The sequence below is a fragment of the Tepidiforma flava genome, from assembly GCF_027594505.1.
Classification (GTDB): domain Bacteria; phylum Chloroflexota; class Dehalococcoidia; order Tepidiformales; family Tepidiformaceae; genus Tepidiforma; species Tepidiforma flava.
On sequence record NZ_CP115149.1, the window covers coordinates 388,651 to 415,602 of the forward strand.

A 26,952-nucleotide genomic window follows, 5' to 3' on the forward strand; every position below is an offset into this window, starting at 1 on the left:
GGCGGGCGAGGGGCACGGCTGATGTTCACGGGAATCATCGAAGAGGTTGGCGAGGTGGTGGAGGCGGGCGAGGGGACGCTGCGCATCCGCGCACCGCTCATCCTGCAGGACACGAAGCTCGGCGACTCGATTGCCATCAACGGGGTGGACCTGACGGTGGCGGAGATCGCCGGGGACACGTTCTTCGCGAACCTGATGCCGGAGACGTACCGTCGGAGCAACCTCGGTGAGCTGCGGCCCGGGGACCGGGTGAACCTGGAGCGGTCGTGCCGCCCGACAGACCGCCTGAGCGGGCACATCGTGCGGGGGTGGTCGAGGGCACGGGGACGATCGATTCGTTCACGCCGGAGGGTGATGCGGTCGTGGTCCGGGTGCGGGCGCCGCGGGAGCTGCTGCGGTACATGGTAGTGAAGGGGCCGGTGTGCATCGACGGCATCAGCCTGACCATCATCGCGAAGGACGCGGAGAGCTTCTCGGTTTCGCTGGTGCAGTACACGCAGGAGCACACGAACCTCGTGGGACGGAAGCCAGGCGACCGGGTGAACCCGGAAACGGACATCATGGCGCGCTACATCGACGCGCTGCTCGAGGCGCGCGCGCAGGAGGCAGGGCAATGACGGAGCGCGACCCGGTGATGGCGACGGTGCCGGAGGCGGTCGAGGAGTACCGGCGCGGGAAGTTCGTGATCATCACGGACGACGAGGACCGGGAGAACGAAGGCGACCTCTGCATCGCGGCGCAGTTCGTGACGCCGGACCACATCAACTTCATGGCGAAGTATGGGCGGGGGCTGATTTGCTGTTCGCTGACGGAGGAGCGGTGCGATGAGCTGCAGCTGCCGCTGATGGTGGACCCGCGTTCGAACACGTCGGGGTTCGGGACGCCGTTCACGGTCTCGGTCGAGGCGCGGACGGGGGTGACGACGGGGATCAGCGCGGCGGACCGTGCGCGGACGGTGCAGGTGCTGATCGACCCGGCGACGCGGCCGGAGGACCTCGCGCGGCCGGGACATATGTTTCCGCTGCGGGCGCGGAAGGGCGGGGTGCTCGTGCGGGCCGGGCAGACGGAGGCGAGCGTCGACCTTGCGAAGCTGGCGGGGCTGTACCCGGCGGCGGTGATCTGCGAAATCATGAAGATGGACGGGGAGATGGCGCGGATGCCGGACCTGAAGCGGTTCGCGCGGCGTCACGGGCTGCGCATCGTGACGGTGAACGACATCATCCGCTACCGGCTGCGGACGGAGCGGCTGGTGACGCGGGTGGCAGAGACGCGGCTGCCGACGCCCTACGGAGAGATGATGATCCTCGGGTACAAGGCCGAGGGGCAGCCGGACGAGCACGTCGCGCTGGTGAAGGGCGAGATCGACCCGGAGAAGCCGACGCTGGTGCGCGTGCACGACCAGTGCGTGACGGGCGACGTCTTCGGTTCGCTGCGGTGCGACTGCGGGGAGCAGAAGGAGAAGGCGCTGAAGATGATCGCCGAGGAAGGCGGCGTCTTCCTCTACATGCGGCAGGAGGGGCGCGGCATCGGCCTGCACAACAAGCTCCGGACCTATGAGCTGCAGGAGCGCGGGCTGGACACGGTGGACGCGAATCTCGCGCTCGGGTTCCCGGCGGACCGGCGGGATTACGGCATCGGGATGCAGATCCTGCGGGACATCGGCGTGAGCAAGATGCGGCTGATTACGAACAACCCCGCGAAGCGCGCCGGCCTCGAAGCGTATGGGCTGGAGGTGGTGGAGCGGGTGCCGATCGTGACGACGCCGAACCCGCACAACATCCGGTACCTCGAGACGAAGCGGCAGCGGATGGGCCACCTGCTCGATGGGCTGGAGTCGCTGGTCGTGGAGGGCGGCGTATGAGCCGCGTGCTCGAAGGGGCGCTGGACGGCGCCGGCCTGCGCGTCTGCGTCGTCGTGTCGCGGTGGAACGAGTTCGTGACGCGGCGGCTGCTGGAGGGCGCGGAGAAGGTGCTGCGCGAGCGCGGGCTGGCCGACGACGCGGTGACGGTCGCGTGGGTGCCGGGGGCGTTCGAACTGCCGACCGCGGCGACGTGGGCAGCGTCGTCGGGGCGGTTCGACGCCGTCATCTGCCTTGGGGCGGTCATCCGCGGCGAGACGGCGCACTTCGAGTACGTGGCCGGGGGCGCGGCGGAGGGCATCCGGCAGGCGGCGCAGTCCACCGGGGTGCCTGTCATCTTCGGCGTGCTCACGGTGGATACGGTCGAGCAGGCGCTTTCGCGGACGGGCGGCAAGGACGGCCACAAGGGCGAGGAGGCGGCGCAGGCGGCGATCGAGATGGCGAATCTGCGGAAGCTGCTGACCGCCTGAAGCAGCGCCCGCTACAGCGGGCAGACATCCCGGTAGGTGTAGGCCGGGTTGGCGTAGCCGTGGTCCATGAGCCGCTGGACGTAGCCGGGGGTATCGATGCCGGGGCCAGTCGCGGCGAGGTAGCGGGTGGCCTCGAGGCAGCCGCCGGTGACGGATTCGCGCTCCTGATAGCCCTTGCGGAAGGCCTCGGCGGCGTTGAGGAAGACGGGTTCTTTCGCCTCGCGGATGACCCGGTCGATCGCGGGGTTGGCGTCCTCGCCGCTGGCGGCGGTGGCGACGGCGATGCGGAAGAGGGCGTAGCTGACGAGAGCCTCGCGGGATTCGCCGCGGCCGTTTTCGAACTTCCAGTCGCGGAGGGTGCGGTCGGCGATGGCGCGTTCGTAGGCGGCGATGGCCTCGCGCCACTGGCCGCGTTCGAAGAGGGCATCGGCATCGACGATGGCGTGGAAGAGGAAGACGGGCGGGTCGAGTTCGACTTCGAGGGCGGCGAACCGGCCGCGGGAGAGGGTGTAGCGGTAGCTCCCGCCGCGGGTGGGACCGGCGGCGAGGCTGCTGGCGGGCTGGTTGTGGAGGACGATCGCGGTCGCGGCGCCTTCGCCTTCGAACGCGACGCGGTCGATGGCCGCGATGCCCTGGTCGGCGGGGCCGATATCGCGCCAGGTCGCGCCGTCCCGGTGTAGACGCGGACGAGGCTGGCGCAGCGGCTGGCGGTGCAAAGGTTTTCGAGAAAGGCGACTTCCGGGCGCGGCTGGCCGTCGCGGTCGGCGATGGAGAAGACAGCGCGGCCGAGGATGGAGGTATCGGCGGCGCCCGGCGGGCTGAGGGCGACGAAGCCGGGGGCTGTCGAGAGATGCACGAGGACGACGCCGGGATAGGGACCGACCGGCGCGGGCTGGCTGAGCGGCAGCAGGACGGCGGTATCGGGCGCGAGGTCGCCGTCGATGTCGGCCTGGAGGCAGGCGAGCTGCCAGCGGTCGGCGACGGCGGGGCTGCATGCGCCGATGGTGCGCTCGAGGCGGTCGAGGGCGGCGCGTGCCTCCGGGATATCGCGCGGGGGCGGGCCGACGGGGTCGGGGGTCGGGGTCGGGACGGGCGAGGGGCTGAGGGGGCCCGGGGAAACGGTTTCCGCCGGGGAGGGGATGGGCGTGGCAGCCGTCTCACCGCTGGCGCAGGCGCAGCCGGCAGCGAGGAGCGGCAGGACGAAGGCCAGCAGGGCCGTCAGGGCGCGGGGTGAGGTAGTTTTCGACCGCCCATCCTTCACCCAGCGATGTCTGGACTTTCCACCATGTGAAGTTCCCGGCCTGCTGCGGCCCGCCGGTGACGCGGACTTCGGCGCCGTCCTGGAGGCAGACGATGGCGTCGTTTTCGGTGCCGGGGTTGGTGCGGACGTTCAGGCAATCGCCGGTGCCGGTGACGAGGAGTCGCTGGCCAGCCGTGAAGCGGCCCGGTCCGACGGATGCGGTCGCGGCAGGGGTTGGCGACCCGGCCGGGGAGGGCGGAGGGGATGGGGTGGCGAAGGCGGGCGGCGTCGGCGTCGGGACTTGCTGGCCGCCGGCGGCCGGGGTGGGCGACGCCGCGGGGAGGCTGCGCCATCGCCGGTGACCTGCCCGACGGCCCAGATCAGGCCGAAGGCGACGCCGATGGCGACGAGCACGGCGGCCGGGATGTACCAGTAGCCGAGCCAGCGGTGGCGGTCGTAGATGCGGGGAGTGGCTTGCGGGGCAGGGGCTCGTCGCGCGGGGGCTGATAGCGGCGCGGTCCGCTGCCGATGGGCGGCGCGACGTCTTCGGGCAGCTGGCGGCGGACGAAGCCCGCGCCGATGACCGGCTCGGGCGAGGCTGCAGGAGCCGGGGGCGGCCCGGGGGCGCGGGCTCGCGCGGCGGCGACTGGGGAAAGGGAATGGGTCCCGGGGCGGGGTGTTGCGCGGTGCGGGTGCCTTCGCCGGGGTGCGGGGCCGGCTCGCCGGGCGGCCGCGAAGCGCCGGGGTAGGCCATCGCCTGGGGCGTGGACTGGTGGGGGTTCTGCGTGGCGCAGCCGTTGTTCGCGACCCAGCAGCCGGGATGATGCAGGACGCCGCAGCCGGTGCAGCGGAGCACCGCCTCGCCGTCGTCGAATGCGCGGTCACACAGGGGCAAAATCGCTGTTGGACGCTCAGCTGGGACCCCGGGGCGCCTCCCAGTATCGGTGTCGCGATCGGCTTCTTCAAGACGAAACGCCGGCCGGGCGCGAAAGGTTCCGTTCAGGCGGTCAGCCGCCGTGTAAATTCTTCGACTTCGTCGAACGACGGAAGGGAGGCGGCGGCGCCGGGGCGCGTGCAGGCGAGCGCGGCGGCCCGGCAGGCGTAGGCGGCCGCCGCTTCGAGGGGCCCGCCGGCAGCGAGGCGGACGGCGAGCGCGCCGCAGAAGGCGTCGCCGGCGCCGACGGTGTCGACGGCCTCGACGCGCGGGGCCGGGACGCGCCGCACGCCGGAGTCGCTCTCGATGAGCGCTCCGCGCTCGCCGAGGGTGATGACGACGGCCGACGGCCCGAGGGCGCGGAGGGCTGCGGCCTGCGTTTCGGGCGGTGCGCCGGCGGCGCCGGAGAGGGCGGCGGCCTCGACTTCGTTGGGGACGAGGACGTCGGCAAGGGCGAACACTTCGCCCGGGTGGGGCGCGACCGGCGCGGGGTTGAGGATGGTCCGCACGCCGGCCGCGCGGGCGATGCGGAGGGCGGCGAGGGTGGCCTCGGTCGCGACTTCGAACTGGACGAGGAGGACGTCGGCGGCTTCGATGACGGCCCGGGCGGCCTCGATATCGGCCGGCGCGAGGGCGAGGTTCGCGCGCGGGAGGGCGTAGATGAGATTCGAACCATCGTCGAAGACGACGGGGACGGCGACGCCGGTGCCTTCGCCGCCGAGGCGGCGCACGAAGCCGGTTTCGATGCCGTCGGCGGCGAGGCTGGCGAGGATGGCCTCGCCGAACGCGTCAGCGCCGACGGCGCCGACCATCGCGACCCGGGCGCCGAGGCGGGCGGCGGCAGCGGCCTGGTTGCCGCCCTTTCCGCCGACGAAGGTCGCGAAGGAGCGGCCGATGAGGGATTCGCCCGGCACCGCCGGGCGCGGGGCGCGGACGACGAGGTCCATCATGAGGGAGCCGACGACGGCGATCCGGGCCACGGGAGGAGTGTAGCGCGGCTCGCGCGGGAGCCGCCGGGCGCGTAGGCTCCGGGGCATGGTTCGGATTCTTGGCATCAACGGGGCGATTCGGCCGGGGAGCACGGCAGACCGCGCGCTGCGGCACGTGCTCGGGCTGCTCGCTGCGGACGGCGCGGCGTGCGAGACGTTCGACATCGGGACGCTGCCGCTGCTCGACGGGCGCCCGGCGGACCAGCTGCCGCCGGGCGTCGCGGCGTGGCGGGAAGCGTGCCGGGCGGCGGACGGCTTCGTCGTGGCGACGCCCTCGTACCACGGCGCGATGCCCGGCGGGCTGAAGAATGCGCTGGACTACCTCGACGCGCCGGAAGCGGGCGGGAAGCCGTTCCTCGTCGTCGCGGTGGCCGGCGGCGACGCGGAGCCGGCGGCGACGGACGTGACGCGGGTGCTGCGGCACATCGGCGGGGTGGCGGGAGGGCCGAATGTCGTGGTCTCCCGGGCGGGCGACGCGTGGGGCAAGGGGTCGACCCGGCCAGCGCGGAGGCGGCCGAGCTGGCGCGGCGGGGGCCGCGGCATTCCTCGCGCTCTGCCGGCTGCGGGCCGAGGGGCGGCTGCCGGGGCCGTGAGCGGCTGGCGCTACTGCCCGGCCTGCGGTGCGCAGCGGCCGGCAGGGCTGGACGACCCGTCGAGTGCCTGCCCGGCGTGCGGCCACCGGGAGGCGCGCTACCCGGGCGTCGGCGTCGCCGTCATCGTCCGGGATACGCTGGGGCGGGTGCTGCTGGGGCGGCGCACCGGGGGACGGCGGGCCGGGCTCTGGTGCATCCCGTGCGGGCGGCTGGAGTGGGGGAGGAGGTGCGGGCGGCGGCTCTCCGCGAATTCCGCGAGGAGACGGGCCTCGAGGTCGAGCTGACGGGCGTCTACGACGTGCACAGCAACTTCCACGACCCGGACCGGCTGACGGTCGGGATCTGGTTTTCGGGCACGGTGACCGGCGGGGAGCTGCACCCGGCCGACGGCGAGCTGAGCGAGCTGGGGTGGTTCGACCCGGCTCAGCCGCCGGAGCTGGCGTTCCCGACGGACGCGCTGGTGCTGCGCCGCCTCGCGATGGAAGGCCACGGCCAGTAGCGGGCGACGACGCGGCCTTCGACGAGGTAGGGCGGGACTGGCCCGAAGGCGCGGCTGTCGGTGCTGGCGGCCGCGTTGTCCCCGAGGAGATCGAGGCTGCCGTCAGCATGGACGCGGGCGACGCGCTTCACGAGCAGCCGGTCGAAATCGCGGGGTCGCGGGCCATGACGACGTCGCCGGGGCGGGGCGGGTGGGTGCGGTAGGCGCGGCGGTCGGCGATCGCCCAGTCGCCGGGGCGAAGGGCGGGACGCATGCTGTCGCCCTCGACGGCGATGCGCTGGAACCGGCGGCTGAGGTAGCCGGCGAGGACGGCGATGAGGAGGAAACCGGCGAGGAGGCGCATGCGGATGTCCCGGTCAGTGGATGAGCGGCGTGTCTGCGGGGGCGCCGCTGAGGTCGGGACGGCCGCTCCAGAGCCACGCGAAGTTCGTCTTCGAAACGCCGACGAGCATGCCGAAGAGGGCCTTCGGGTGGATGAAGAGATTCGTCCCGGGCGGGCGCCCTCGGCGGGCGCCCGGGGAGGCCGAGCGCGTCGAGCCGGGCTTCGAGCATGGGGACGTCGTCGGTTTCGAGGTAGCACATGTAGAGCGAGGGCCGCGGCGGCGGAAGAAGCGGTCCATGGCGCCGCCGCCGAAGGTCTGGGTGATTTCGATGCGGTCGAGCCGGCGCGGCGGGTCGAAGAGGGTGAGGACGCCGTCGTAGCCGTAGCGCTCGCTGCGGATGGGGCAGAAGTGCGCCGGCTCGAGGCCGAAGATGCGGGTGTAGTAGTCGGCGGCTTCGCGCCAGTCGGCGACGGGGTTGGTGACTTCGTAGATGGAGCGGATATCGCCGACGGGGTCGCGGGGGTATCGGGGACGATGACGGCGGGCATGCCGTAGCGGGCTTCGCGGAGGTAGAGGACGCCGTGCTCGGCGGCGAAGGGGACGCCGTTGGCATCGAGCCGGGCGGCCATGGCCTCGATGGAAGGGGTGGCGAAGCCGGCGCCGAAGAGGCCCTGGCCCCAGCGGTCGGCGAATTCCTGGACGGGGCCGGGGCCGGTGGGCGTCAGCAGTTCGATGAGGGATTCGCCGGCCTGGAGGGTCGTCCGGCGCGCTGAGCACGGCGGAGCCGTCTTCGGCGAGGCGGCGCGCGCCGAAAAGCGCGGCGAAGCGCTCAGCTGCTTCCGCGCGGTCCGGGACGACGAGCAGGATGCGGTCGAGACGGGTGAGCATGGCGCACCTCCGGCAGGGCTATTGAAGCACAGGGAGGGGCGGATGGGGCAGGGGTCAGGCGGGTTCGCGGACGCCTTCGCCGGAGGTGGAAAGGTCGACGGCCTGGCCGCCGCGGGTGAGGAGGAGCGGCCGCGTCTTGTTGATGACGCAGTCGGCGTTGACGACGCATTTCTTGATGTCGGTGCGGCCGGGGATTTCGTACATCACGTCCATGAGCGTCTCTTCGAGGACGGTGCGGAGGCCGCGGGCGCCGGTTTTGTGCTTGATGGCGAGGTCGGCGACGGCGCGAAGGGCGTCGTCGGTGAAGACGAGCTCGACGCCGTCCATGGCGAAGTAGCGCTGGTACTGCTTGACGAGGGCGTTCTTGGGCTCGGTGAGGATGCGGACGAGGGCGTCCTCATCGAGCGACTGGAGGCCGACGACCATGGGCAGGCGGCCGACGAATTCGGGGATGAGGCCGAATTCGAGCAGGTCGTCGTGGGTGACGTGGGCGAGGAGTTCGTCCTTGCGCTTCTGGCCGCGGAAGCCGCCGCGCTGGGCAGCCTGGAAGCCGAGGCGGACGTGGTCGCGGGTGAGGCGCTTTTCGATGTGGTTTTCGAGGCCTTCGAAGGCGCCGCCGCAGATGAAGAGGATGTTGGCGGTGTTGATCTGGAGGAAGTCCTGGTGGGGGTGCTTCCGGCCGCCCTGCGGGGGCACGTTGGCGATACAGCCTTCGATGATCTTGAGGAGGGCCTGCTGGACGCCTTCGCCGGAGACGTCGCGGGTGATGGAGGGGTTATCGCCTTTGCGGGCGATCTTGTCGATTTCGTCAATGTAGATGATGCCGCGCTCGGCTTTCTGGATGTCGAAATCGGCGGCCTGGATGAGGTGGAGGAGGATGTTCTCGACGTCTTCGCCGACGTAGCCGGCTTCGGTGAGGGCGGTGGCATCAGCGATGGAGAAGGGGACATCGAGGAGCTTGGCGAGCGTCTTGGCGAGGTAGGTCTTGCCGACGCCGGTGGGGCCGACGAGGAGGATGTTGGACTTTTCGAGCTCGATGTCGCCGTCGGCGGGCTGGCCGATGCGCTTGTAGTGGTTATAGACGGCGACGGAGAGGACTTTCTTGGCCTGCTCCTGGCCGATGACGTACTCGTTGAGGTGTTCGTAGATTTTGCGCGGGGGCGGGACGTTCTGGAGGGTGACGCTGCCCTGGCGGCTGGCGGAACCGGACGCGGCCTGGCCGTTCTCCTCGTCGATGATTTCGCGGCAGAGGTCGACGCATTCGTCGCAGATGTAGACGGCGCCGGGGCCGGCGATGAGGCGCCGGACCTGGTCCTGGCTCTTGCCGCAGAAGGAGCAGTGGTACTGGACGCGGTTGGTTCGGTTGGTGGCCAAGGCGGTGGTGTCCCCTCTGCGTGTGCTGTCTAGTTGGTTTCCGCGACGGGGCGGAGGAGTTCGTCGACGAAGCCGTACTTTTGGCGCCTTCGGCGTCGAGGTAGAAGTCGCGGTCGAAGTCGCGGGTGACGCGTTCGACGGGCTGGCCGGTGTGCTTCGCGATGATGTTCCGGATGATTTCGTTGTTGCGGAGGATTTCCTTCGCAGCGATTTCGATGTCGGCGGCCTGGCCGCGGGCGCCGCCGAGGGCCTGGTGCATGTGGACGGTGGCGTTGGGGAGGGCGTAGCGCTTGCCCTTGGCGCCGGCGCAGAGGAGGACGGTGGCCATGGACGCGGTCTGCCCGACGGCGATGGTGGAGACGTCGGGCTCGATGAGCTGCATGGTGTCGTAGATGGCGAGGCCGGCGGTGATGACGCCGCCGGGCGAGTGGATGTAGAGCGAGATGTCGCGCTCCGGGTCTTCGCGCTGGAGGTAGAGGAGCTGGGCGACGATCAGGTTGGCGATCTGGTCGTCGATGGGGGTGCCGAGGAAGACGATCCGCTCTTTGAGGAGCAGGGAGAAGATATCGAAGGCGCGCCGGAGCGGGGGCCGGATTCGATGACCGTGGGGATGACGTCGTAGATGAGCGGGTGGACGCGCGGGGGCTGCTGCTGGCTCATGCCTGTTCCTCCTGGAGTTCGCCCCGGGCAAGGGCGCTGAGGCGTTCGAGGGTCTTCCGCGAAAGCAGGTTCCGGCGGATGGTGGCGACCCCTCTTCGGTGGCGAACATCTGGCGGAACCGTTCGGCATCGTCGCCCATGGGCGCGACCAGCGAATCGAGCTCCTGTTCTATCTCTTCGGCCGAAACGTCGATGCCTTCAGCCTCGGCGAGCGCTTCGAGCACGAGCGAACGCTTGACGCGGGTCTCGGCGGCCTCCCGCCAGGTCTCGCGGAACTCCTGCTCGGTGCGGCCGATGGTCTGGAGGTAGGCGAGGTACTGCTGGCGGTCGTTGCCCATCGCATCGCGGATGAGGTGGTCGATTTCGTGCTCGACGAGGATGCGCGGGTATTCGATGGTGGCGGTTTCAACGAGCTTATCGACGGCGGCGGCGCGGAAGCGGTTTTCGGCGGCTTCCTCGAGGGTGCGGCGGAGGTCGGCCTCGATGCGGTCGCGGAGCGCCTGCAGCGTCGGGAACTCGTCGGCGTTGATGGACTGGGCGAACTCGTCATCGAGCGCGGGGAGCTGTTCTTCCTTCACCTCGTGGACGGTGATGGTGAAGGTCGCGGTCTTGCCCTGGAAGCGTTCGATGCGGAAGTCGGCCGGGAATTCGATGTCGAAGGTGCGCGATTTGCCTTTTTCGAGGCCGAGGAACGCCTCGGCGAGGCCGTCGACGAAGAGGGTCTCGCCTTCGCGCAGCTGGAACTCGGCGCGGTCGTCGCGGAGGACTTCTGCGCCGTCGATGGTGGCGGAGACATCGGCGATGAGGATGTCGCTCCACTGGACGGGGCGGTCGACGGGGACGTGGGTGGCGTGCCGCTTGCGGAGCGCCTCGAGCTGCTCGTCGACCATTTCAGGGGTGACTTCGACGGTTTCGCGCTCGACGCGGATGCTGCGGTAGTCGTTCAGTTCGACCGAGGGGCGGACGGGGACGATGGCTTTGAAGCGGAGCGGCTCGAGGGAGTCGATCTCGAGCTCAGGCTGGCCGATGGCGGGGACGTCCTCGGCTTCGATGGCTTCGTTGTAGACGTCGGGGACGAGGGTATCGAGGGCTTCGCGGATGAGGCCCTGGCGGCCGTAGGCGCGTTCGACGATGGCGCGGGGGCTTTGCCGGGGCGGAAGCCGGGGAAGCGGTTGCGCCGGGCGATGCGGCGGTAGGCGGCATCGAGCGACTGTTCGAGTCGCTCGTCATCGACTTCGATTTCGAGTTTGACGCGGCTTTCGGGCAGCCGCTCGAGCGTTACCTTCACGGGCTGAAACGTTCCTCCGGGTTCGAGTATAGCAAACGGGTTCGCTGGGGCTCCGGGGCGCGCGGCCGGGCCTCAGCGGAGGGCCTGGGTGCGGGGCTCGAGGAGGTCGACGAGGGCGTCGCCGAGGAGGTTCCAGGCGAAGAAGAAGAGGGTGACGGGGATGGCGGGCGCGAGGAGGAGGTGGGGGTAGCGCTCGAAGGTCTGGGGGCCGGCGCCGGCGGCGATGAGCGAGCCGAAGCTGGCCGTCGGCGGGTCGATGCCGAGGCCGAGGAAGCTGAGTGTGACCTCGGCGCCGGCCGTCCCGGCCATGCCGGCGGAGACGCCGACGACGAAGAGCGGGAGCACGCCGGGGAGGATGTGGCGGAAGATGATGCGCCACGAGGAGGCGCCCATGGCTTCGGCGGCGAGGACGTAGGTTTCTTCGCGGATGGCGAGGGCCTGGCTGCGGACGATGCGGCTCGTGCCGATCCAGGCGAAGGGAACAGTGGCGAAGACGATGATGCTGAACTTCACGAAGGTGCGGGCATCGCTGCCGAGGAAGGTGTTGTCCTGGAGCCAGAAGGCGACGTCGTTGATGCGGGTGCGGAAGGCGGCGGTGATGGCGAGCATGAGGAGGAGGGTCGGGAGGCCGGCGAGGACTTCGCCGACGCGCATGATGAGGGTATCGACCCAGCCGCCCCGGTAGCCGGCGAGGAGGCCGAGGCCGAGCCCGAGGACGAGGCTGCCGCTGATGAGGACGACGATGGTGAAAACGACCGTGGTGCGGGCGGCGTAGATGACGCGGCTGGCGAGGTCGCGGCCGAGGGCGTCGGTGCCGAGCCAGTGTTCGGCGGAGGGGCCCGGCGGGTGGCGCCGGGGGTGAGGTTCTGCTGGTAGGGGTCGTGGGGAGCGATGAGCGGGGCGAAGATGCCGCAGGTGTAGAAGATGGCGAGGTAGACGATAGCGAGCATCGCCAGTTTCTTGCGCAGGAGCTGGCGGAGGAAGCGGCGCCGGGCGGGGGCGGCGGCGGTTTCGAACGCCAGGGGTCGGAAGCGGCAACGGCGGTGCTCATCCGCGCTGGGCCCCGAGGCGGATTCGCGGGTCGATCACCGCGTAGAGGATATCGATGAGGATGTTGGCGAGGACGAAGAGGACGGAGCCGAAGAGGACGAGCGCGAGGATGACGTCGAAATCCGGGGCGAGGACGGCTTCGAAGCTTTCGGCGCCGATGCCGGGGATGCCGAAGAGCTGCTCGACGATGAGGGAGCCGCCGGCGACACCGGGGAGCGAGAGGCCGATGATGGTGATGAGCGGGAGGAGGGCGTTCCGGGCGACGTGGCGGATGATGACGATGCGCTCGGGGAGCCCCTTGGCGCGCGCCGTGCGGACGTAGTCCTCGCGGAGGACGCCGAGGACGGAGGCGCGGACGAAGCGGGCGATGCCGGCGGTGCCGGGCAGCGCGAGGATGAGGATGGGGAGGATGATGTTGGGGCTGGTGAAGCCTTGCCAGCTGAGCCCGACGAGGTCGAGCTTGACGGCGAAGAGCCATTGCAGGAAGGGCACGGCGACGAAGATGGGGACGGCGTCGATGGCGAGCCAGAAGGAGATGGTGAGCGGGTCGAGGAAGGTGCCGCGGGCGATGGCGGCGTAGATGCCGGCGGAGATGCCGAGGAAGAAGCTGATGGCGAGGGCGATGAGGCCGAGCCGGGTGGAGACCCAAATCTTGGGGATGATGATTTCGGAGACGGTGAAGGACTGGTGGCGGGTGGAGACGCCGAGGTCGCCCCGGAGGAGGTTCTGCATGTATTTGACGTACTGGACGTGGATGGGCTGGTCGTAGCCGTACTTCTTGCGGATGAGGGCAGCCTCCTCCTCGCGGTAGCGCTGGCCGAGGAGGGAATCGACCGGGTCGCCGGGGGCGAGCCGGAGCATGTAGAAGACGATGACGGAGATGGCGAAGAGGACCGGTATCGCCCAGAGCAGCCGACGAACGATGTAGCCGGCGAGGCCCGGTGCCACGGTCTACGGCTCCTTGATTTCGACGTACCGGAACTTCGGGATGGTCATCGGCGCATCGGGCAGGCCTTTGACGCACGGCTTGACGAGCATGTGCTCGACGGACCAGAAGGTGGGGATGATGGAGGCGTCGTCGATGATCTTCTGCTCGGCCTGGCCGTAGAGCTGGTAGCGGCGCTCGCGGTTGGTTTCGACGCGGGCCTGCTTGAGGAGGGCGTCGACCTCCGGGTTGCTGTACTTGGTGTAGTTGAGCGGGCTGTCGCTGGCGAAGAGCTTGCCGAGGAAGTTTTCGGGGTCGGGGTAGTCGGCGGACCAGCCTTCGCTCTGGATCTGGAAGTTGCCCTGGCGCTGTTCGCGGAGGAAGGCGGCGGTATCGATGGCCTGGAGTTCGACGGTGACGCCGAGGACCTGCTGCCAGTTTTCCTGGATGGCGACGAGGAGGTCGCCGGGGGCAGCGCCGGTGCCGGCGTAGGTGAGGACGATGCGAGGCATGCTGTTCGCGTACTTCGATTCGGCGATGAGCTGCTTCGCGCGCTGGGGGTCGTAGGGGTAGGTCTTGACGCTGCTGGAGCGCCCGGGCATCGCGCCGGGGACGATGCCGCCGGCGACGTCGTAGTAATCGAAGAGGAGGACGGTGTTGATGGTCTCGCGGTCGATGGACATGGCGAAGGCCTGGCGGACCTTCGGGTCATCGAAGGGGCTTTGTTGGGGTTGAGGGTGAAGTAGAAGGTGGCGAGCCCGGGATAGGAGCGGTAGTCCTTCGAGAGCGGGTTGGAGCCGTCGACGATGGAGTCGAGGAGGGACGCCGGGAGCGGCGTCATGTGGATTTCGTCGTTCTGGTACTGGGTGAGGAGGGAGCCGCCGCCGAGCTGGAAGATGACCTCATCGACCCCGGGGGCGCCGAGGTGGTAGCGGGGGTTCTTGACGAGGCGGATGCGCTCGGCGGGCTTGAATTCGGCGAGGCGGAAGGGGCCGGTGCCGTTCGGGTTGCGCGTCCAGTTGCGCGGGTCGGATTCGATCTGCTGGCGGTCGACGACGAAGGAGACGGGGTAGGTGAGTTCGAAGATGAAGTAGTCGGAGGGTTCGATGAGGTCGATCTGGAGGGTGCGCTCATCGATGACTTTGACGCCGGAGACGGAGGGTGCGCGGCCCTGGAAGCGGTCTTTGAGGCCGACAATGTTGCCGAGGTAGGCGACGACGGTGGGGGAGGCGTTGGCGGGGTCGGCGGCGCGCTCGATGGAATACTTCACGTCTTCGGCGGTGACGCGGCGCTGATTGCCGGTATGGAAGACGACGTTGTCGCGGAGGCGGAAGGTGTAGGTGCGGCCGCCGTTGGTGACTTCCCAGTTCTCGGCGATGTCGCCGACGACCTTGAGGTCGGGGTCGAGGGTGACGAGGCCGCCGAAGATTTCGACGACGTATTCGCTGGTGGAGACATCGACGACCTGGATGGGGTCGAGGACGGTGTTGGGCTGGGAGCCCGGGATGATGAGGGAGTTGCCCTTGCAGATGCCGCCGGCGGATGCGCCGGGGCGGTTTTCGGAGCCGCCGCTGGCCGGCGCGGTGCCATCATCGCCGCCGCCCCCGGCGAGGGCGATGACGAAGACGACGCCGACGGCGAGGATGAGGAATGCGACGACGCCCATCATGAGGGCGAGCATGCGGTTCGACATTGAGCAGACTCCCAGCGTCAGCGGTTTTCGCAGGCGGGCACCCGGGGCGGCGGCGGTCGCGGGCCCCGGATGGCCTACAAGCGTACACGCCGCGGCGGGCTCAGGGGATGCATCGGCTCACCACGGCGGGAAAAGAACGCTTTACGCCGGGGCGATGACCTGAATGCCGAGCTCTTCGAGCTGTTTGGGGTCGACGGGCGAAGGCGCGCCCATGAGCGGGTCGGTGCCGGAGGAGGCCTTGGGAAAGGCGATGACGTCGCGGATGTTGTCGGTGCCGACGAGGGACATCATGAGGCGGTCGATGCCCATGCCGACGCCGCCTTCGGGCGGGACGCCGTAATCGAGGGCATCGAGGATGACGCCGAAGCGCTCCTGCTGCTCCTCGGGGGTGTAGCCCATGAGGCTGAAGACTTTCTCCTGGTGGCGGCGGTTGTTGATGCGGATGGAGCCGCCGCCGACCTCGGCGCCGTTGAGGATGAGGTCGTACTGGCGGGCGATGACGGCGCCGGGGTCGGTATCGAGCAGGGATTCGTGCTCGGGGAGGAAGCCGCTGAAGGGGTTGTGGGTGGCGTCCCAGCGCTGCTCTTCGGGCCGCCATTCGAGGAGGGGGAAGCCGGTGACCCAGGCCATGCGGTAGACGGACGGGTCTTTGAGACCGAGCCGGGTGCCGAGTTCGTCGCGGACTTCGTGGAGGGAGCGGGCAACGACGCCGGGCTGGTCGGCGACGATGAAGAGCATGTCGCCGTCGCGGGCGCCGGTGCGGGCGCGGATGGCGGCGAGCTCGTCTGCGGTGAGGAACTTGGCGATGGGGGAGCGGAGTTCGCCGGGGGTGAAGCCGATGTAGGCGAGGCCTTTCGCGCCGCCGCCGCGGGCGATGGCGGTCAATTCGTCGATGTCGCGGCGGGTCATGTCGGCCTGGCCTTCGACGCGGATGGCTTTGACCTGGCCGCCGGCGGCGAGGGCGCCGGCAAAGACCTGGAAGGCGGTGCCGCGGAGCGGTTCGGAGATGTCGACGAACTCGAGGCCGTAGCGGAGGTCCGGCCGGTCGATGCCGTACTTCTCGATGCACTCGGCGTAGGAGAGGCGCGGGATGGTGCGGGAGGGGAGTTTCGCGGCGCCGAAGCGGGAGAGGATTTCGACGTAGAGGTCTTCGACGAGGCCCATGACGTCGTTTTCGTCGACGAAGGCCATTTCGAGGTCGAGCTGGGTGTGTTCGGCGACGCGGTTGGCGCGGAAGTCTTCGTCGCGGTAGCAGCGGGCGAGCTGGAAGTATTTTTCGAAACCGGCCGCCATGAGGAGCTGCTTGAGGATTTGCGGCGACTGGGGAGGGCGAAGAAGGTGCCGGGCCGGATGCGGGCGGGGACGAGGAAGTCGCGGGCGCCCTCGGGGGTGCTCTTGATGAGGGTGGGGGTTTCGATTTCGCAGAAGCCGCGGCTGCTGAGGTAGTCGCGGATGAAGCGGACGACCTCGTGGCGCAGCTTGATGACGCGGGCGACTTCAGGCCGGCGAAGGTCGAGATAGCGGTACTTCAGGCGGAGGTGCTCGTCGACCTCGGCGGGTTCGTTGATGTAGAAGGGCGGCGTCTGGGCCTCGGCGAGGACGGTGCAGGCGGAGGGGATGACTTCGACCTCGCCGGTGGGGAGGTTGGGGTTGACGGTGGCGGGGCTGCGGAGGGCGACCGTGCCTTCGACTGGAGCACCCACTCCGTGCGGGCGCGGTGGGCGACGGCGTGGGCTTCCGGGGTATCGGGGTTGAAGACGACCTGGACGATGCCGGAGGTATCGCGGAGGTCGATGAAGATGAGGCCGCCGTGGTCGCGGCGGCGGTGGACCCAGCCGGCGAGGGTGACGCGGCGGCCTTCGTCGGCGCGGCGGAGTTCGCCGCAGTAGGCATCCTTGAGCATGGACTACAGGGTAGCCGAGGGCGTGCTTACGCGGTGGTGCGGGGTTCGGCGGCGAGCGGGCCGAGCTCCTCGGCGAAGGCGGCCTGGACGGCGGCATCGACGCGGCGGCGGAAGCGGTCGTAGGCCTCGACGAGGCGGGCGCCTTCCGGGGTGAGGGCGGTGTGGCCGCCGCCGGCGCCGCCGACTTCGGAGCGGACGAGCGGGTAGCCGAGGTTCGCTTCGAGCTCCTTCACCTTGCCCCACGCGCGGCGGTAAGAGAGGCCCATGGCGGCGGCGGCGGCGGCGAGGGAGCCGGTCTCGGCGATGAGTGCGAGCAGGCGAAGCCGGTAGTCGGACATGACGAGGCCGTCGCCGGACTCGAGCCAGAGCTTGTAGCGGGGGACGAGGTCGCCCATGGCGCCAGCCTACTGCGGGGCGGGGGCCTCGGCCACCGGCTGCGGCTGGAAGGCGAGGGAGGCGGTGACGATCATCGCGGAGGGCACGCGGAAGCGCTGCTCCCAGTTGAGGCCGGGGAGGCGGTCGATGTCGGTGCGGTACCGCTCGGAGCCGGCGATCTCCTCGAAGGCGTCGAGCGCGAAGCCGGCATCGGCGAGCGCGCTGAGGAGGTCGGCGAGCGTCCAGGGTTGTCGCCGTCGCGGAAGCGGAAGTAGGCGTGGGAGATGACGAGCAGGCCCTTGTGGAGGCCGACGACGCGGGCGAAGGGGTGGCGGTCGTAGAGGTAAAGGCGGCCGCCGGGCTGGAGGAGGGCGGCGGCATGGCGGGCCCAGGCGTCGAAGTCGTCGACGGCGTCGAGGCCGCTCCATCCGTGGTAGAGGAGGTCGAACGCGGCGGGGGCGCGGGCCGCGATGGCTTCGAGGTCGCCGAACTCCCAGGCCACGTCGATGCCGGCCTCGGCGGCGAGGCGGCGGGCCGGCGCGGCGGCGGCCTCATCGAGCGCCCAGGCGGTGACGCGGGCGCCGAGGTTGGCGAGGGAGAGCGCCTCTTCAGCGCGGTTCTCCGGGGTGACCGGGCCGGCGAGGACGCGGAGGCCGCCGACCTCGCCGAGGTACTCTGCCTCGAGGTCGGAGAAGCAGGAGCCGCCGTGCGCGTAGAAAGCCGGGTCGATCTCGAACCAGGAGGGCGATGGTTCGAGGGTGCGGCTCATGCGTTGAGGTCGCTGCGGGACGACTGGATCGGCATGACGTGGGAGTAGTCGTTGATGGTGAGGATGACGCGGCGGGTGTCGGCGGCGCGCATGACGGAGATGGAGGTGTGGTGGACCGGCACGAGGTGGTCGAAGGGGAGCCGAAGACCTGGCTGAGGATGGCGTTGATGACGCCCCCGTGGCAGACGACGGCGACGCGCATGCCGATGGACTCCTCGATGATGCGGTCCATGGCGCGGAAGACGCGGGTGCGGAAAGCGTCGACGTCTTCGCAGAAGGGGTAGGCGCTGTGTTTGCGGGTGCGGGTCACCTCGCGGTAGATGTCGGCGAGCTGTTCGCGGGTGTAGATATCGAGGAGGCTCTTGTCCTGCGGGCGCGCTGCCAGAGGTCGATTTCGCGGAGGTCGGGGATGACGACGGGCTCGAGGCCGTGGTGGACGGCGATGGCTTTCGCGGTGTCGTGGGCGCGGCGCATGTCGGAGGAGTAGACGCGGCCGAGGCGGGCGGGCGCGAGCCGCAGGCCGACGGCTTCGGCCTGCTTTTGGCCGAGTTCAGAGAGGGGAGCATCGTAGGCCTGGCCGAGGGGGATGTTCTCGAAGAACTTCTGCTCGCCGTGGCGGATGAGCAGGATTTCGACCATGCCTTCGAACGAATCGACGAAGGGGTTTTCGAGGTCGATGGTGCGGACGCGGCGGACGGAGGTCATGCGAGGTTCACCCCGGGCATGGCGACGGCGGCGAGGTTGGGCTCGACTTTCTGCACGTATTCGCTGGCGGCGACGAAGGCGGCGAGGCCGCGGACGAGGGCTTCGAGGTCTTCGTGGTGCATTTCGACGAGGATGCGGCGCGTGAAGATTTCGCTGCCGGTTTCGAGGCGGGAGCAGGTGGCTTCGCCCTGTTCAGTGAGGAAGTTGCGGACGAGGCGGCGGTCGGACTCGTCGTCTTCGCGGCGGATGAGCCCGGATTTGACGAGGCGGTCGACGATGCCGGAGATGGTCGGCGGGGTGACGCCGAGGCGCGTGGCGAGTTCGCCGGCGGTGACCCCGGGGCTTCGCGGACGAGGAAGAGGACGCGGAGCTGGGCGGTGGTGAGGCCCATCTCGGCCCATGCGCGGAAGCGGAGGGGGTCGAAGAGGTTGACGGTTTCGCCGAAGAGCCGGATGGCTGCGTCGACGGCGCTTTCAGAGGTGGGCGGAGACTGCACGGGCACGCCTCGAATGTGGTTCGTCGTACGAAGGGGACTTTAGCACCGATTGCGGCTTGCCTCCTCCCCGGGAGCGGCGCGCATACTGGAAATGATGACGCTCGACCTCGACCCGGGCACGGCGGCGCTGGGGAACCCGCGGCTCATCGCGGCGATCGTCGCCGAGATGGACGGCGGGGCGATCCCGTTCCGGCGGTTCATGGAGCTGGCGCTCTACCACCCGGAGCACGGCTACTACCGGAAGCGGGGCCGCATCGGGCGGCAGGGCGACTTCCTCACGAGCCCGGCGGTGCACCCGATGTTCGGCTGGGCGGTGGCCGGCTGGGCGCGCGACGCCTGGCGGCGGCTGGGCGAGCCGGCGGAGTTCACCATCTTCGAGCCGGGCGCGGGCGAGGGACACCTCGCGAAGGCCGTGCTCGACTGGGCGGAAGGGCGGGACCCGGCGTTCGCGGCGGCAATTCGTTATGTTGCCATCGAGCCGAACAGCCCGGGGACGACCCGCGGGTCGACTGGCGGGTGCCGCCGGTGGAGCCGGCCGCGGCCGGCGTGGTCGTGGCGAACGAGCTGTTCGACGCGTTCCCGGTGCGGGTGTTCGAGGGCTCGCCGCGAGGGCCGGTGGAAGTGTTCGTGCGCTGGGATGGCGATCAGTTCGTGGAGGAGCGCGGGCCGATTGCGACGATGGACGACGCGCCGGCCGAGGGGCGGTTCGAGGTCAACCCGGCGGCCTACCCGGCGATGGTGAGCCTGTGCGGGCTGGTGGAGCGCGGCGCGGTGCTCGTGTTCGACTACGGCTACCCGCAGGAGGAGCTGTGGGCGCCGTGGCGGCGGCAGGGGACGCTGCTCTGCTTCTACCGGCACACGGCGCACGAGAACCCGTACATCCACGTCGGCGAACAGGACCTGACCTCGCACGTGAACCTCTCGGAGCTGCTGGCGGCGGTGGAGGATGCGGGGATGCAGCCGTGGGGGCCGGTTTCTCAGCAGGAGTTCCTGTACAGCGTGGGGCTCGGCGGACTCGTCGAAGCGGCGCGCGGGGACCTGCAGGAGTACTTCACGCGGCGGCGTGCGCTCGAGCAGCTCACGGACGGCGCCGGGCTGGGGCGCATCCGGGTCATCGCCGGGACACGCGGCATCGACGGGCCGCCGCCGGGGTTCGAGCCGCTGCCGTGAGCGGGCACGCGAACGGGCAGGAGCCGCCGCTGCGGGGCCGGTGCAGCCGGGCGAACCCGCGCCGGATTTCGAGCTCCCGGCCGTGCCGGACGGCGGCGAACCGTTCACGGTCCGGCTGCGGGAGCTGCTGCGGAAGGGCCGGGTGCTGCTGATTTTCTACCAGGACGACGGGATGCCGATTTGCACGAGCGAGCTGAAGGCGTTCGCGCAGGAGTACGAAACGCTGCGGCAGGCGGGCGTGCAGGTGTTCGGCATCAACACGAACGGGATCGGCTCGCACACGAAGTTCCACGAGCGGGACCACTTCCCGTTCCCGCTGATCAGCGACTTCTACGGGGAGGCGGTGAAGGCGTACGGCTTCTGGGACCCTGGGAGCGGAAATCCCGCCGGGGGTGGTCGTCATCGGGCAGGACGGGCGGGTGGCGTACGTGCTGCCGCACTTCAACCCGGGGAGTCTCTCGGCCTTCGAAGGGGTGTTCCGGGCGCTGGGGCTGTTCGACGGCTGATCAGCCGGGGAGGCCGCGGGCGCGGAGGGCCGCGCGGATCTCGCGCTGGCGTTCGATGCAGGGGATTTCGAGCGGGTGGCGGCCGTGGCGGAAGCCGGACTGGAGCTGGCCGAGCAGGTAGCGGCCGTAAAAGCGGGGCCGGCCCATCTCGCGGACCTGGGTGAGGTGGAGCGCTTCGTGGGCGATGAGCGCGAGGCCGGCAGCCGTGCCAGGCCGGTAGCCGCCGGCGCGGAAAATGACGAACGGCGCGAAGGTGATGGCCGTCTTCCCGAGCAGGGCCGGAATCCAGCGCCACGGCCAGCCGGTGACGACGCGCATCGCCTCGAGGTCGCGGCGGGGCACCCATTCGGCGAGGAGGCCGATGACCGGGGCGTCAAGGCGCACGGCCGAGGTCCCGGGCGAGGATGTCGGCCGCGAGGCGGGCCTGGTCGACGCGGTAGATGACGTTGGGACCGTCGCGGAAGACTTCGGTGAGGGCCGGCATGGCGGCGAACTTCGCCAGGCCGGCTTCGGTGCCGTGGACGCGCTCCTCGGTGCCAACGACGACGTAGCGGACATCATATTTACGGAGGAAGCGCTCGGCGCGGTCGGTGGAGGGGTCGGTGTAGAAGAGCTGGACGTCGGTGCGGCGCTCCCGGACGAGGTGGGCGTAGTCGGTGCGCTGCTGGATTTGGTGCCAGTCCCAGCCGATGACGGCGGGAAGGCCGGTGTACTGCGAGATGCGGCCAGTCCAGCGGTAGAGCGGTCCGACGGCTTCGACGATGACCGGCGAGCCTTCGACGTTCTGGCGGAGCCATGCGATGAGCGGGAGGTCTTCATCGAGGCGGAAGGTGACGTCGTCGGCCGGGGTCGCGTCGCTGCGGGGCTCGGTGAAGACGCCGTGTTCGAAAAAGGCGAAACCGTTGAGCGTGAGGGGCGTGTCGCCGAAGCGGGCCTCCTGGCGCCGCGGGTGCCGGAGACGAGGAAGAGGCTGGAGGCGACGACGACGGCGGCGAGCGCGGCGACGGCGAGCCCGGCAGCCGCGCGGGCCGGCGCTGCCGCCCGCGGGCGCGTTCGACGAGGCCGCGGACGGCGTACCAGCCGGCGTAGCCGCCGCCGAGCGCGAAGAGGTGCCACGCCTGGAGGCTGAACTTGAAGACGGTGTTCATCCGGACGATGTCGTTCTTCAGGGTGACGACATCGACGCCGGCGGCGATGGCGACCGCGAGCGCGAGGAAGAGCGTGGCGATGAGCCGCGGGACATCGCGTTCGGACGCGCGCAGGTCGAGCCAGGCGAGGTTCAGCAGGAAGGCCAGGGCGGCGAGCGACATCGCGAGGGTCGCCAGGCCGAAGGGCCACGTGAAGGCGATGAGCCCTGCGAGGAAGACGGCGAGGGAGGCGACCTCGAGGCGGCCGGCGACGACCGCGAGCACCGGGTTGCGCCCGGGGTCGAAGCCGCGGGCTTCGAGTTCTTCGCGGCAGCGCAGGGCGACGAACGCTGCCGTGAGCGCGAGGAACACGCCGTACTGGACGACGAACTGGTGGAGCGGCGTGGTCGCCGGGGCGCGGGTGATGCCGGGGTCGAAGGTTTCGAAGCGGGCGTTGTAGGGGCGAACGCGGCGGCGGAGACGAGGCCGGCGAGCGCGAGCTGACCGAGAGCGGTCCAGGCGCGGCGCTCGGCTGAGCCGGGCGCGAGGAGCCCGGCGAGGGCGATGGCGCCGGCGGCGATGAGCGCGGCGGTCGGGAAGTCCCGGTGTGGACGGTGCGGATGAGGCCGACGAAGAGGCCCGCGACGGCGGCCATGACCCAAGGGCGAAGCCGATCGCCGCGCGCGGCGGAGAGCGCGAGCGCCGCGCCGGTGCCGGCAAGGCTGACGAAGAAGGGAATCCCCATCAGATGGGGGTGGAGGTCGGCGAAGAGGAACGACCAGTACGGGAACTCGGTGATATCGAAGCTGCCGAAGTGGACCCGGGAGCTGCGCCACCAGTCGAAGGGCGGGAGCTGCGCGCCGCCGAAGAGCCAGCGCCAGAGGCCGCCCGCGATCCCGACGGCGCCGCCGACGACGGGCGTGCCCGAGGCGAACGACCTCTGGTTGAGCGCCTGGAGCCGTTCTACCCACTGGTGGGCGGCATCGAGGTTGCCGATGGCGACGAGGAGGAAGGCGGCGAAGGCGCCGGCGAGGAGCGGTTCGGCGGCGCGCCGCCGGACGGCGGCAATGGATGGGGCCGCCGCGCCCACGAGGCCGCTGACGACGGCGAAGGCAGCGGCGGCAGCCGTGGCGGCGAAGGTAGGCACGCCCAGGTTGAAGGCGTATTCGGGAAGGATGCCGAAGGCGCGCACCGGCACGGCGAGGTAGAACCACCCCATGTAGTAGTAGTTGAGGCTGCCGCCGGCAAACCAGGGGTCGTAGGGCGGGAGGATGGTGGAGCGGACGACGGCCGTGAAGTAGGCGATCTCCATCGGCTTTTCGCCGCCCTGCGGATGGTGCCAGAGGTCGGGATTCGCCATGCGGAGGAGGAGGAAGGCGGCAAAGGCGAGGAGGAAGACGGCCTCGGCGGCGAGCCAGTTGCGCCACTGGCCGCGGAGGTCGTCCCGCAGGGCGCGGCGGCGGAGGAGGCCGACGGCAACGCCGGCGGCGAGAACGGCGGCAAACGCGGCCCATGCGAGGCCTTTCGAGAAGTGGAACGGCCCCAGGCGACGGCCATCCAGGTGAAGAGAACGACGGCAAGCGGGCCGAAGAGCTTCGCGAGGCCGTAGCCGCGGCCGGCGAACGGGCGAAAGAGCCAGGTGACCCACGGCACGGCGGCGAGGCTCGCGGCCTCGAGCCAGAGCAGCCACCAGACCCATGCGGTGCGGTTCAGCCAGCCGGGGGCATCGAAAACGTCCGTGAAGGTGCCGCCGGACTGCTGGATTTCGGCCTCGGCGGCGGTGAACTGGAGGCCGTTCGAGCGGCCCTGGCGGGGAGGAGGTTCACGGCGGACTCCGGTCGCGCCTCACTGAGGAGCGCGTAGGCGCGGGCAGGGTCGAAGGCCGCGGTCTTCCGGTAGATGCGGACCTCGGGGTGGTCGTACACGGTGAACGACTCCTCAGCGCCGGAATCGTCGACCGAGATGCCGAGGAACGAGGGATTGACGGTAAAGGTTGCGACGCGTTGGAAGCCGAGGTCGCCGGATTCGAGGAGCTGGTAGTAGCGGATGGTGGCCGGGTATTCCCGCTCGAGCTTCGTGACCGAGTCGCGGATGCGGTTGGAAGTGACCGCGACGTAGTCAGCGCCCGCGAGGCCGGCCTTCGCGGGGTCGCCGGGGACGCCGAAGACGAGGTCGCGGATTTTTCCGGCGCGTCGGTGCGGTACATGTCGAGTTCGACGAAGCGGTACGCGCGGGGCCGGCCGGGGAGGTCCCGTGGCACGGGGTCGTCCCAGATTTCGGTGGTGATGGCGCTGCCGGGGGGACGTTCGCGTAGACCCAGCGGGTGGCGGCGATGCGGGGGTGCTCTTCGAGGTAGACGCGCTGGAAGGCGAGCGCCCACCATGCCGAGGTCCCGAGGACGATGGCGAGCGCGGCGAACGCGAGGGCGCGGGCGCGCGGCGGGGGCAGGGACGCGCGGACGCAGCCGCGGGGAGCCGGAAGCCGGCGCGGCTTCGCTCGAGCAGCTGAAGCAGGCCCCACGCGGCGAAGAGGCAGAGGACAGGGTACATCGGCAGGAAGTAGCGCATGAACGCGACGAAGCGCGGCCCCCAGAAGCCGAAGACGAGCAGGGCGAAGGCGAGCGGCAGGAGGAGGATGAGGTCGCGGGAGCGGGCGGTTCGAACCGCGGCTGCGATGAGGCCGGCGAATGCGGCGGCGGCGAGGACGGGACCGAGGCCCCAGAGGGTGATATTGCGGAGGGCTGTGAGGAACGGCGTCGTGCCCGCGAACTGGATGAACGGCGGATAATCGGCGTTGCCCTGCTGAAAGTCGCGTTCGCGCTGGATGTCGTCCCACCACCGCTGGTTGAGGGCGAAATCCCATACGTGGGGGCCGGCGAAGGCGTAGGGCTGGGCGACGCGGAAGACGAGGAGCGAGACAGCGCCGGCGAGGCAGAGCATGGAGACGTCGCTCAGCCAGGCCGAGCCGTGGCGGGGCGGCGGCTCGCTCCCGTCCCATCGGGCGGCGAGACGGCGGAGGTCATAGAGCGCGATGCGGACGGCGAAGGCGAGGACGGGGATGGCGGCGAAGATCGCGCCGTTGACCTTGCAGGCCGTGGCGAGGCCGATGCTGGCGCCGAAGCCGATGGCGAGCCACCAGGCGCGGGAGCCTTCGGCGCGCACTCCAGTGAACGGAGAAAAGGAGGGTGAGGAGGGCGAAGACGTTGAGGTACGGGTCCATCGCCCAGAAGTGGGCGAGCTGGGTCGGAAGGACGGCGAGGGCGTAGAGGAGGGCCGCGAGGAGGCCAAGGCGGCGGCTGCCGAGGGCGCTGCCGAGGAGGAAGACGAGGAGGATGGCGAACACATCGAAGGCGGCCGTCACCTGGCGGCCGGAGGCGACCGTCGCGGCGTAGGAGTTGCCCGGGCCGGGCGGGTCGTCGCCGCGAAGGGTGGCGACGGCTTTGACGAGGAAGAGCGGGAAGGTGCCATAGACGTAGGAGTTGGTTTCGCCGTCGTTGTAGGGATTGAGCGGCGAACCGGCGGTATCGAAGTAGCCGCCGATGCTGCCGGGCCAGTCGATGCGGTTCGCGACGAGGGAGAGGAACCGCTCATCAGGGTGCATCTGGAGGGGTAGTCGGCTTCCGGCGGCTGGTCCCAGCCGAGCCCGTGGAAGCGAAGGACGGCGCCGAGGACCAGGACCGCGGCGAGCCCGGCCTGCCAGGTGAGGACGCGCGCGAGGAAGCCGGACCGCAGGGCGGCGAGGCGGCCGCGGGCGGGCGTGACGGCGGGGAGGTCTCGGCCACGCGCTCCTCCAGTGGTGGGCTACAGGATACGGCCGGCGGGCGTTCGGGACAGGAAACGGGCCGCGGGCCGGCCGGCGCTGCATCCGCGGTCCGGGCGTCCGGGGCGCGGAGCACCGCCGAAGGCAAGGCGGCGGCTCAGCGACGCCGCTGACCGCGGGCGGAGGCGCCGGGGCCTCGCGAACGGGCCGGGAACGGCGCTGCCCTCGCGGAGCGCGGGGGCAGCGGGTCCGGGACGAACGGGAGCGGGGGCTACAGGCCTTGTTCGGCGACGAAGGCGGCGAGGTCGCTGAGGCGGCAGGCGTAGCCCCACTCGTTGTCGTACCAGGCCGCGACCTTCACGAGGTTGCCCCCGACGACGTTGGTGGAGAGGCCATCGACGATGGACGAGCGCTCGTCGCCTTTCATGTCCATGGAGACGACGGGGTCCATGGTGATGCCGAGGATGCCCTTCATCTTCTCGGCGGCGGTTTCGCGGATGAGGTCGTTGAGGGCGTCTTTGGTGATGTCCTTCTCGGTGAGGGCGACGACTTCGACGATGGAGACGGTGGGCGTGGGTACGCGGTAGGCGAGGCCGTCGAGCTTGCCTTCGACCTCGGGGATCACGAGCTTGAGGGCGCGGGCGGCGCCGGTGGAGGTGGGGACGATGTTGAGGGCGCCGGCGCGCATTTCGCGGAGAGTCGCTGCCGGCGGCTTTGTCGAGGATCTGCTGGGAGTTGGTGTAGGAGTGGATGGTGGTCATCTGGCCTTTGACGAGGCCGAGGTTGTCGACGATGACCTTGACGACGGGGGCGAGGCCGTTGGTGGTGCAGGAGGCGTTGGAGATGACGTGGTGCTTCGCCGGGTCGTAGGCCTCGGGGTTGACGCCGAGGACGATGGTGACGTCTTCGTTCTTGGCGGGGGCGGAGATGATGACCTTCTTGACCGAATCGCGGCGGTGCGCGGCGGCTTTCGTGGCGTCGGTGAAGAGGCCGGTGGATTCGATGACGATGTCGGCGCCGACGGAGCCCCACGGGATGGCGCCGGGGTCGCGCTCGGCGAAGACGCGGACGGTGCGGCCGTCGACGACGAGCGCGTCCTGCTCGGCGCGGATATCGCGGTTCCAGCGGCCGTAGTTGGAGTCGTACTTGAGGAGGTTAGCGTTGACGTCGGTGGCGACGAGGTCGTTGATGGCGACGACTTCGAGCTTGCCGGCGTAGCGGTCGGTGATGGCTTTGAAGACCTGGCGGCCGATGCGGCCGAAGCCGTTGATGCCGATCCTGGTGACCAAGGGAGTCCCTCCGGTGGGTGGTTCGTGTTCGTAGCCTAGCGGGCAGGCACTAACGTTCCACCCGCCGAAT

Annotated in this window: 23 protein-coding genes and 10 pseudogenes; 9 read left to right on the forward strand and 24 right to left on the reverse strand. The window is 70.2% G+C overall.

The window, feature by feature from the left end:
- Positions 1-21: 21 nt before the first annotated feature.
- The 4 genes from O0235_RS02590 to ribH are packed head-to-tail and all read left to right on the forward strand — an operon-like array spanning position 22 to position 2,328.
- The gene (locus O0235_RS02590) at positions 22-408 is read left to right on the forward strand and encodes a riboflavin synthase (protein ID WP_270056998.1); all 387 of its coding nucleotides are present in this window, start codon (positions 22-24) and stop codon (positions 406-408) included.
- A complete protein-coding gene (locus tag O0235_RS02595; RefSeq protein WP_270056999.1) occupies positions 363-617 on the forward strand; it encodes a riboflavin synthase family protein in 255 nt (84 codons plus the stop codon). Before O0235_RS02590 ends, O0235_RS02595 begins: the two co-directional genes overlap by 46 nt.
- A complete protein-coding gene (locus tag O0235_RS02600) occupies positions 614-1,861 on the forward strand; it encodes a bifunctional 3,4-dihydroxy-2-butanone-4-phosphate synthase/GTP cyclohydrolase II (RefSeq protein ID WP_270057000.1) in 1,248 nt (415 codons plus the stop codon). The genes O0235_RS02595 and O0235_RS02600 overlap by 4 nt, the downstream gene beginning before the upstream one ends.
- A complete protein-coding gene (gene ribH / locus O0235_RS02605) occupies positions 1,858-2,328 on the forward strand; it encodes a 6,7-dimethyl-8-ribityllumazine synthase (RefSeq protein ID WP_270057001.1) in 471 nt (156 codons plus the stop codon). Before O0235_RS02600 ends, ribH begins: the two co-directional genes overlap by 4 nt.
- An 11-nt stretch (positions 2,329-2,339) precedes the next feature.
- Here the strand turns inward: ribH and O0235_RS02610 are convergent, their stop codons facing one another.
- Together O0235_RS02610 and O0235_RS02615 are read right to left on the reverse strand one after the other, a co-directional pair.
- Positions 2,340-3,044: a hypothetical protein gene (locus tag O0235_RS02610; protein ID WP_270057002.1), complete on the reverse strand. Its 705-nt coding sequence runs from the start codon at positions 3,042-3,044 to the stop codon at positions 2,340-2,342.
- A 1,523-nt stretch (positions 3,045-4,567) separates the two neighbouring features.
- Positions 4,568-5,482, reverse strand: a complete 915-nt coding sequence (locus O0235_RS02615) for a ribokinase (protein ID WP_270057003.1) — start codon at positions 5,480-5,482, stop codon at positions 4,568-4,570.
- A 55-nt stretch (positions 5,483-5,537) separates the two neighbouring features.
- Between O0235_RS02615 and O0235_RS02620 the strand changes: the two genes are divergently transcribed.
- Both O0235_RS02620 and O0235_RS16245 read left to right on the forward strand, forming a co-directional pair.
- On the forward strand, positions 5,538-6,368 hold the full coding sequence (locus O0235_RS02620) for an NADPH-dependent FMN reductase (protein ID WP_506005442.1): 831 nt from the start codon (positions 5,538-5,540) through the stop codon (positions 6,366-6,368).
- Complete coding sequence (locus O0235_RS16245; protein ID WP_506005443.1) at positions 6,311-6,583, forward strand: NUDIX hydrolase; 273 nt, start codon at positions 6,311-6,313, stop codon at positions 6,581-6,583. The genes O0235_RS02620 and O0235_RS16245 overlap by 58 nt, the downstream gene beginning before the upstream one ends.
- Here the strand turns inward: O0235_RS16245 and O0235_RS15540 are convergent.
- The 17 genes and pseudogenes from O0235_RS15540 to O0235_RS02705 all read right to left on the reverse strand — a co-directional run bounded on the left by O0235_RS15540 (position 6,508) and on the right by O0235_RS02705 (position 18,936).
- The gene (locus O0235_RS15540; protein ID WP_373324361.1) at positions 6,508-6,714 is read right to left on the reverse strand and encodes a S26 family signal peptidase; all 207 of its coding nucleotides are present in this window, start codon (positions 6,712-6,714) and stop codon (positions 6,508-6,510) included. The genes O0235_RS16245 and O0235_RS15540 overlap by 76 nt on opposite strands.
- The gene (locus O0235_RS02625; RefSeq protein WP_270057004.1) at positions 6,711-6,926 is read right to left on the reverse strand and encodes a S26 family signal peptidase; all 216 of its coding nucleotides are present in this window, start codon (positions 6,924-6,926) and stop codon (positions 6,711-6,713) included. The genes O0235_RS15540 and O0235_RS02625 overlap by 4 nt, the downstream gene beginning before the upstream one ends.
- 13 nt (positions 6,927-6,939) lie before the next feature.
- On the reverse strand, positions 6,940-7,794 hold the full coding sequence (locus O0235_RS02630) for a hypothetical protein (RefSeq protein WP_270057005.1): 855 nt from the start codon (positions 7,792-7,794) through the stop codon (positions 6,940-6,942).
- Positions 7,795-7,848: 54 nt separating this feature from the next.
- Positions 7,849-9,168 (reverse strand): ATP-dependent Clp protease ATP-binding subunit ClpX, encoded by a 1,320-nt coding sequence (gene clpX, locus O0235_RS02635; protein ID WP_270057006.1) that lies wholly within the window; start codon positions 9,166-9,168, stop codon positions 7,849-7,851.
- Between the two features lie 29 nt (positions 9,169-9,197).
- Positions 9,198-9,828, reverse strand: a pseudogene (locus O0235_RS15545) (ATP-dependent Clp protease proteolytic subunit).
- Positions 9,829-9,931: 103 nt separating this feature from the next.
- Positions 9,932-11,115: pseudogene (gene tig / locus O0235_RS15550) on the reverse strand (trigger factor); the annotation flags it as partial.
- Between the two features lie 72 nt (positions 11,116-11,187).
- Positions 11,188-12,030, reverse strand: coding sequence for an ABC transporter permease (locus O0235_RS02650; RefSeq protein WP_373324416.1), 843 nt, complete (start codon positions 12,028-12,030; stop codon positions 11,188-11,190).
- Positions 12,006-12,065, reverse strand: a pseudogene (locus O0235_RS15555) (hypothetical protein); the annotation flags it as partial. The gene O0235_RS02650 and the pseudogene O0235_RS15555, both read right to left, overlap by 25 nt.
- A gap of 97 nt (positions 12,066-12,162) precedes the next feature.
- The gene (locus O0235_RS02655; RefSeq protein WP_270057008.1) at positions 12,163-13,113 is read right to left on the reverse strand and encodes an ABC transporter permease; all 951 of its coding nucleotides are present in this window, start codon (positions 13,111-13,113) and stop codon (positions 12,163-12,165) included.
- A 3-nt stretch (positions 13,114-13,116) separates the two neighbouring features.
- Positions 13,117-14,783 (reverse strand): annotated as a pseudogene (locus O0235_RS15560) (peptide ABC transporter substrate-binding protein).
- 141 nt (positions 14,784-14,924) lie between these two features.
- Positions 14,925-16,686: pseudogene (aspS, locus tag O0235_RS02670) on the reverse strand (aspartate--tRNA ligase).
- A gap of 26 nt (positions 16,687-16,712) precedes the next feature.
- On the reverse strand, positions 16,713-17,081 hold the full coding sequence (locus tag O0235_RS02680) for a winged helix-turn-helix domain-containing protein (RefSeq protein WP_270057011.1): 369 nt from the start codon (positions 17,079-17,081) through the stop codon (positions 16,713-16,715).
- Positions 17,082-17,152: 71 nt separating this feature from the next.
- Positions 17,153-17,830: a hypothetical protein gene (locus O0235_RS02685; RefSeq protein ID WP_270057012.1), complete on the reverse strand. Its 678-nt coding sequence runs from the start codon at positions 17,828-17,830 to the stop codon at positions 17,153-17,155.
- Positions 17,827-17,952 (reverse strand): hypothetical protein, encoded by a 126-nt coding sequence (locus O0235_RS02690; RefSeq protein WP_270057013.1) that lies wholly within the window; start codon positions 17,950-17,952, stop codon positions 17,827-17,829. The genes O0235_RS02685 and O0235_RS02690 overlap by 4 nt, the downstream gene beginning before the upstream one ends.
- A 65-nt stretch (positions 17,953-18,017) precedes the next feature.
- Positions 18,018-18,140, reverse strand: a pseudogene (locus tag O0235_RS15565) (hypothetical protein); the annotation flags it as partial.
- A complete protein-coding gene (locus O0235_RS02700) occupies positions 18,137-18,535 on the reverse strand; it encodes a histidine phosphatase family protein (RefSeq protein ID WP_270057015.1) in 399 nt (132 codons plus the stop codon). The pseudogene O0235_RS15565 and the gene O0235_RS02700, both read right to left, overlap by 4 nt.
- Positions 18,532-18,936 carry a MarR family winged helix-turn-helix transcriptional regulator gene (locus tag O0235_RS02705; protein ID WP_270057016.1) on the reverse strand — a complete coding sequence of 135 codons (405 nt, stop codon included), beginning with the start codon at positions 18,934-18,936 and terminating at the stop codon, positions 18,532-18,534. Before O0235_RS02705 ends, O0235_RS02700 begins: the two co-directional genes overlap by 4 nt.
- A gap of 393 nt (positions 18,937-19,329) precedes the next feature.
- Here O0235_RS02705 and O0235_RS02710 point away from each other — a divergent pair.
- From O0235_RS02710 to O0235_RS15570, 3 genes and pseudogenes are all read left to right on the forward strand, one after another.
- Positions 19,330-19,503: pseudogene (locus O0235_RS02710) on the forward strand (SAM-dependent methyltransferase); the annotation flags it as partial.
- 74 nt (positions 19,504-19,577) lie between these two features.
- Positions 19,578-20,201, forward strand: coding sequence for an SAM-dependent methyltransferase (locus tag O0235_RS02715; RefSeq protein WP_373324417.1), 624 nt, complete (start codon positions 19,578-19,580; stop codon positions 20,199-20,201).
- A gap of 40 nt (positions 20,202-20,241) precedes the next feature.
- Positions 20,242-20,562 (forward strand): annotated as a pseudogene (locus O0235_RS15570) (peroxiredoxin family protein); the annotation flags it as partial.
- A 145-nt stretch (positions 20,563-20,707) separates the two neighbouring features.
- Here O0235_RS15570 and O0235_RS02720 read toward each other — a convergent pair.
- From O0235_RS02720 to gap, 5 genes and pseudogenes are all read right to left on the reverse strand, one after another.
- On the reverse strand, positions 20,708-21,091 hold the full coding sequence (locus O0235_RS02720) for an eCIS core domain-containing protein (RefSeq protein ID WP_270057017.1): 384 nt from the start codon (positions 21,089-21,091) through the stop codon (positions 20,708-20,710).
- A 431-nt stretch (positions 21,092-21,522) separates the two neighbouring features.
- On the reverse strand, positions 21,523-22,554 hold the full coding sequence (locus O0235_RS02725) for a DUF2298 domain-containing protein (protein WP_270057018.1): 1,032 nt from the start codon (positions 22,552-22,554) through the stop codon (positions 21,523-21,525).
- A pseudogene (locus tag O0235_RS15575) lies at positions 22,505-23,533 on the reverse strand (DUF2298 domain-containing protein); the annotation flags it as partial. The pseudogene O0235_RS15575 and the gene O0235_RS02725, both read right to left, overlap by 50 nt.
- Positions 23,534-23,543: 10 nt before the next feature.
- Complete coding sequence (locus O0235_RS02735) at positions 23,544-24,995, reverse strand: hypothetical protein (RefSeq protein ID WP_270057019.1); 1,452 nt, start codon at positions 24,993-24,995, stop codon at positions 23,544-23,546.
- Positions 24,996-25,864: 869 nt separating this feature from the next.
- Positions 25,865-26,882 (reverse strand): annotated as a pseudogene (gene gap, locus O0235_RS15580) (type I glyceraldehyde-3-phosphate dehydrogenase).
- Positions 26,883-26,952: the final 70 nt, after the last annotated feature.

Coding starts and splice junctions, on each gene's coding strand:
- O0235_RS02590 (WP_270056998.1), top strand. CDS start 22: ATGTTCACGGGAATCATCGAAGAGGTTGGCGAGGTGGTGGAGGCGGGC.
- O0235_RS02600 (WP_270057000.1), top strand. CDS start 614: ATGACGGAGCGCGACCCGGTGATGGCGACGGTGCCGGAGGCGGTCGAG.
- ribH (WP_270057001.1), top strand. CDS start 1,858: ATGAGCCGCGTGCTCGAAGGGGCGCTGGACGGCGCCGGCCTGCGCGTC.
- O0235_RS02620 (WP_506005442.1), top strand. CDS start 5,538: ATGGTTCGGATTCTTGGCATCAACGGGGCGATTCGGCCGGGGAGCACG.
- O0235_RS02625 (WP_270057004.1), bottom strand. CDS start 6,926: ATGCGCCTCCTCGCCGGTTTCCTCCTCATCGCCGTCCTCGCCGGCTAC.
- O0235_RS02630 (WP_270057005.1), bottom strand. CDS start 7,794: ATGCTCACCCGTCTCGACCGCATCCTGCTCGTCGTCCCGGACCGCGCG.
- O0235_RS02680 (WP_270057011.1), bottom strand. CDS start 17,081: ATGGGCGACCTCGTCCCCCGCTACAAGCTCTGGCTCGAGTCCGGCGAC.
- O0235_RS02685 (WP_270057012.1), bottom strand. CDS start 17,830: ATGAGCCGCACCCTCGAACCATCGCCCTCCTGGTTCGAGATCGACCCG.
- O0235_RS02700 (WP_270057015.1), bottom strand. CDS start 18,535: ATGACCTCCGTCCGCCGCGTCCGCACCATCGACCTCGAAAACCCCTTC.
- O0235_RS02705 (WP_270057016.1), bottom strand. CDS start 18,936: ATGGGCCGAGATGGGCCTCACCACCGCCCAGCTCCGCGTCCTCTTCCT.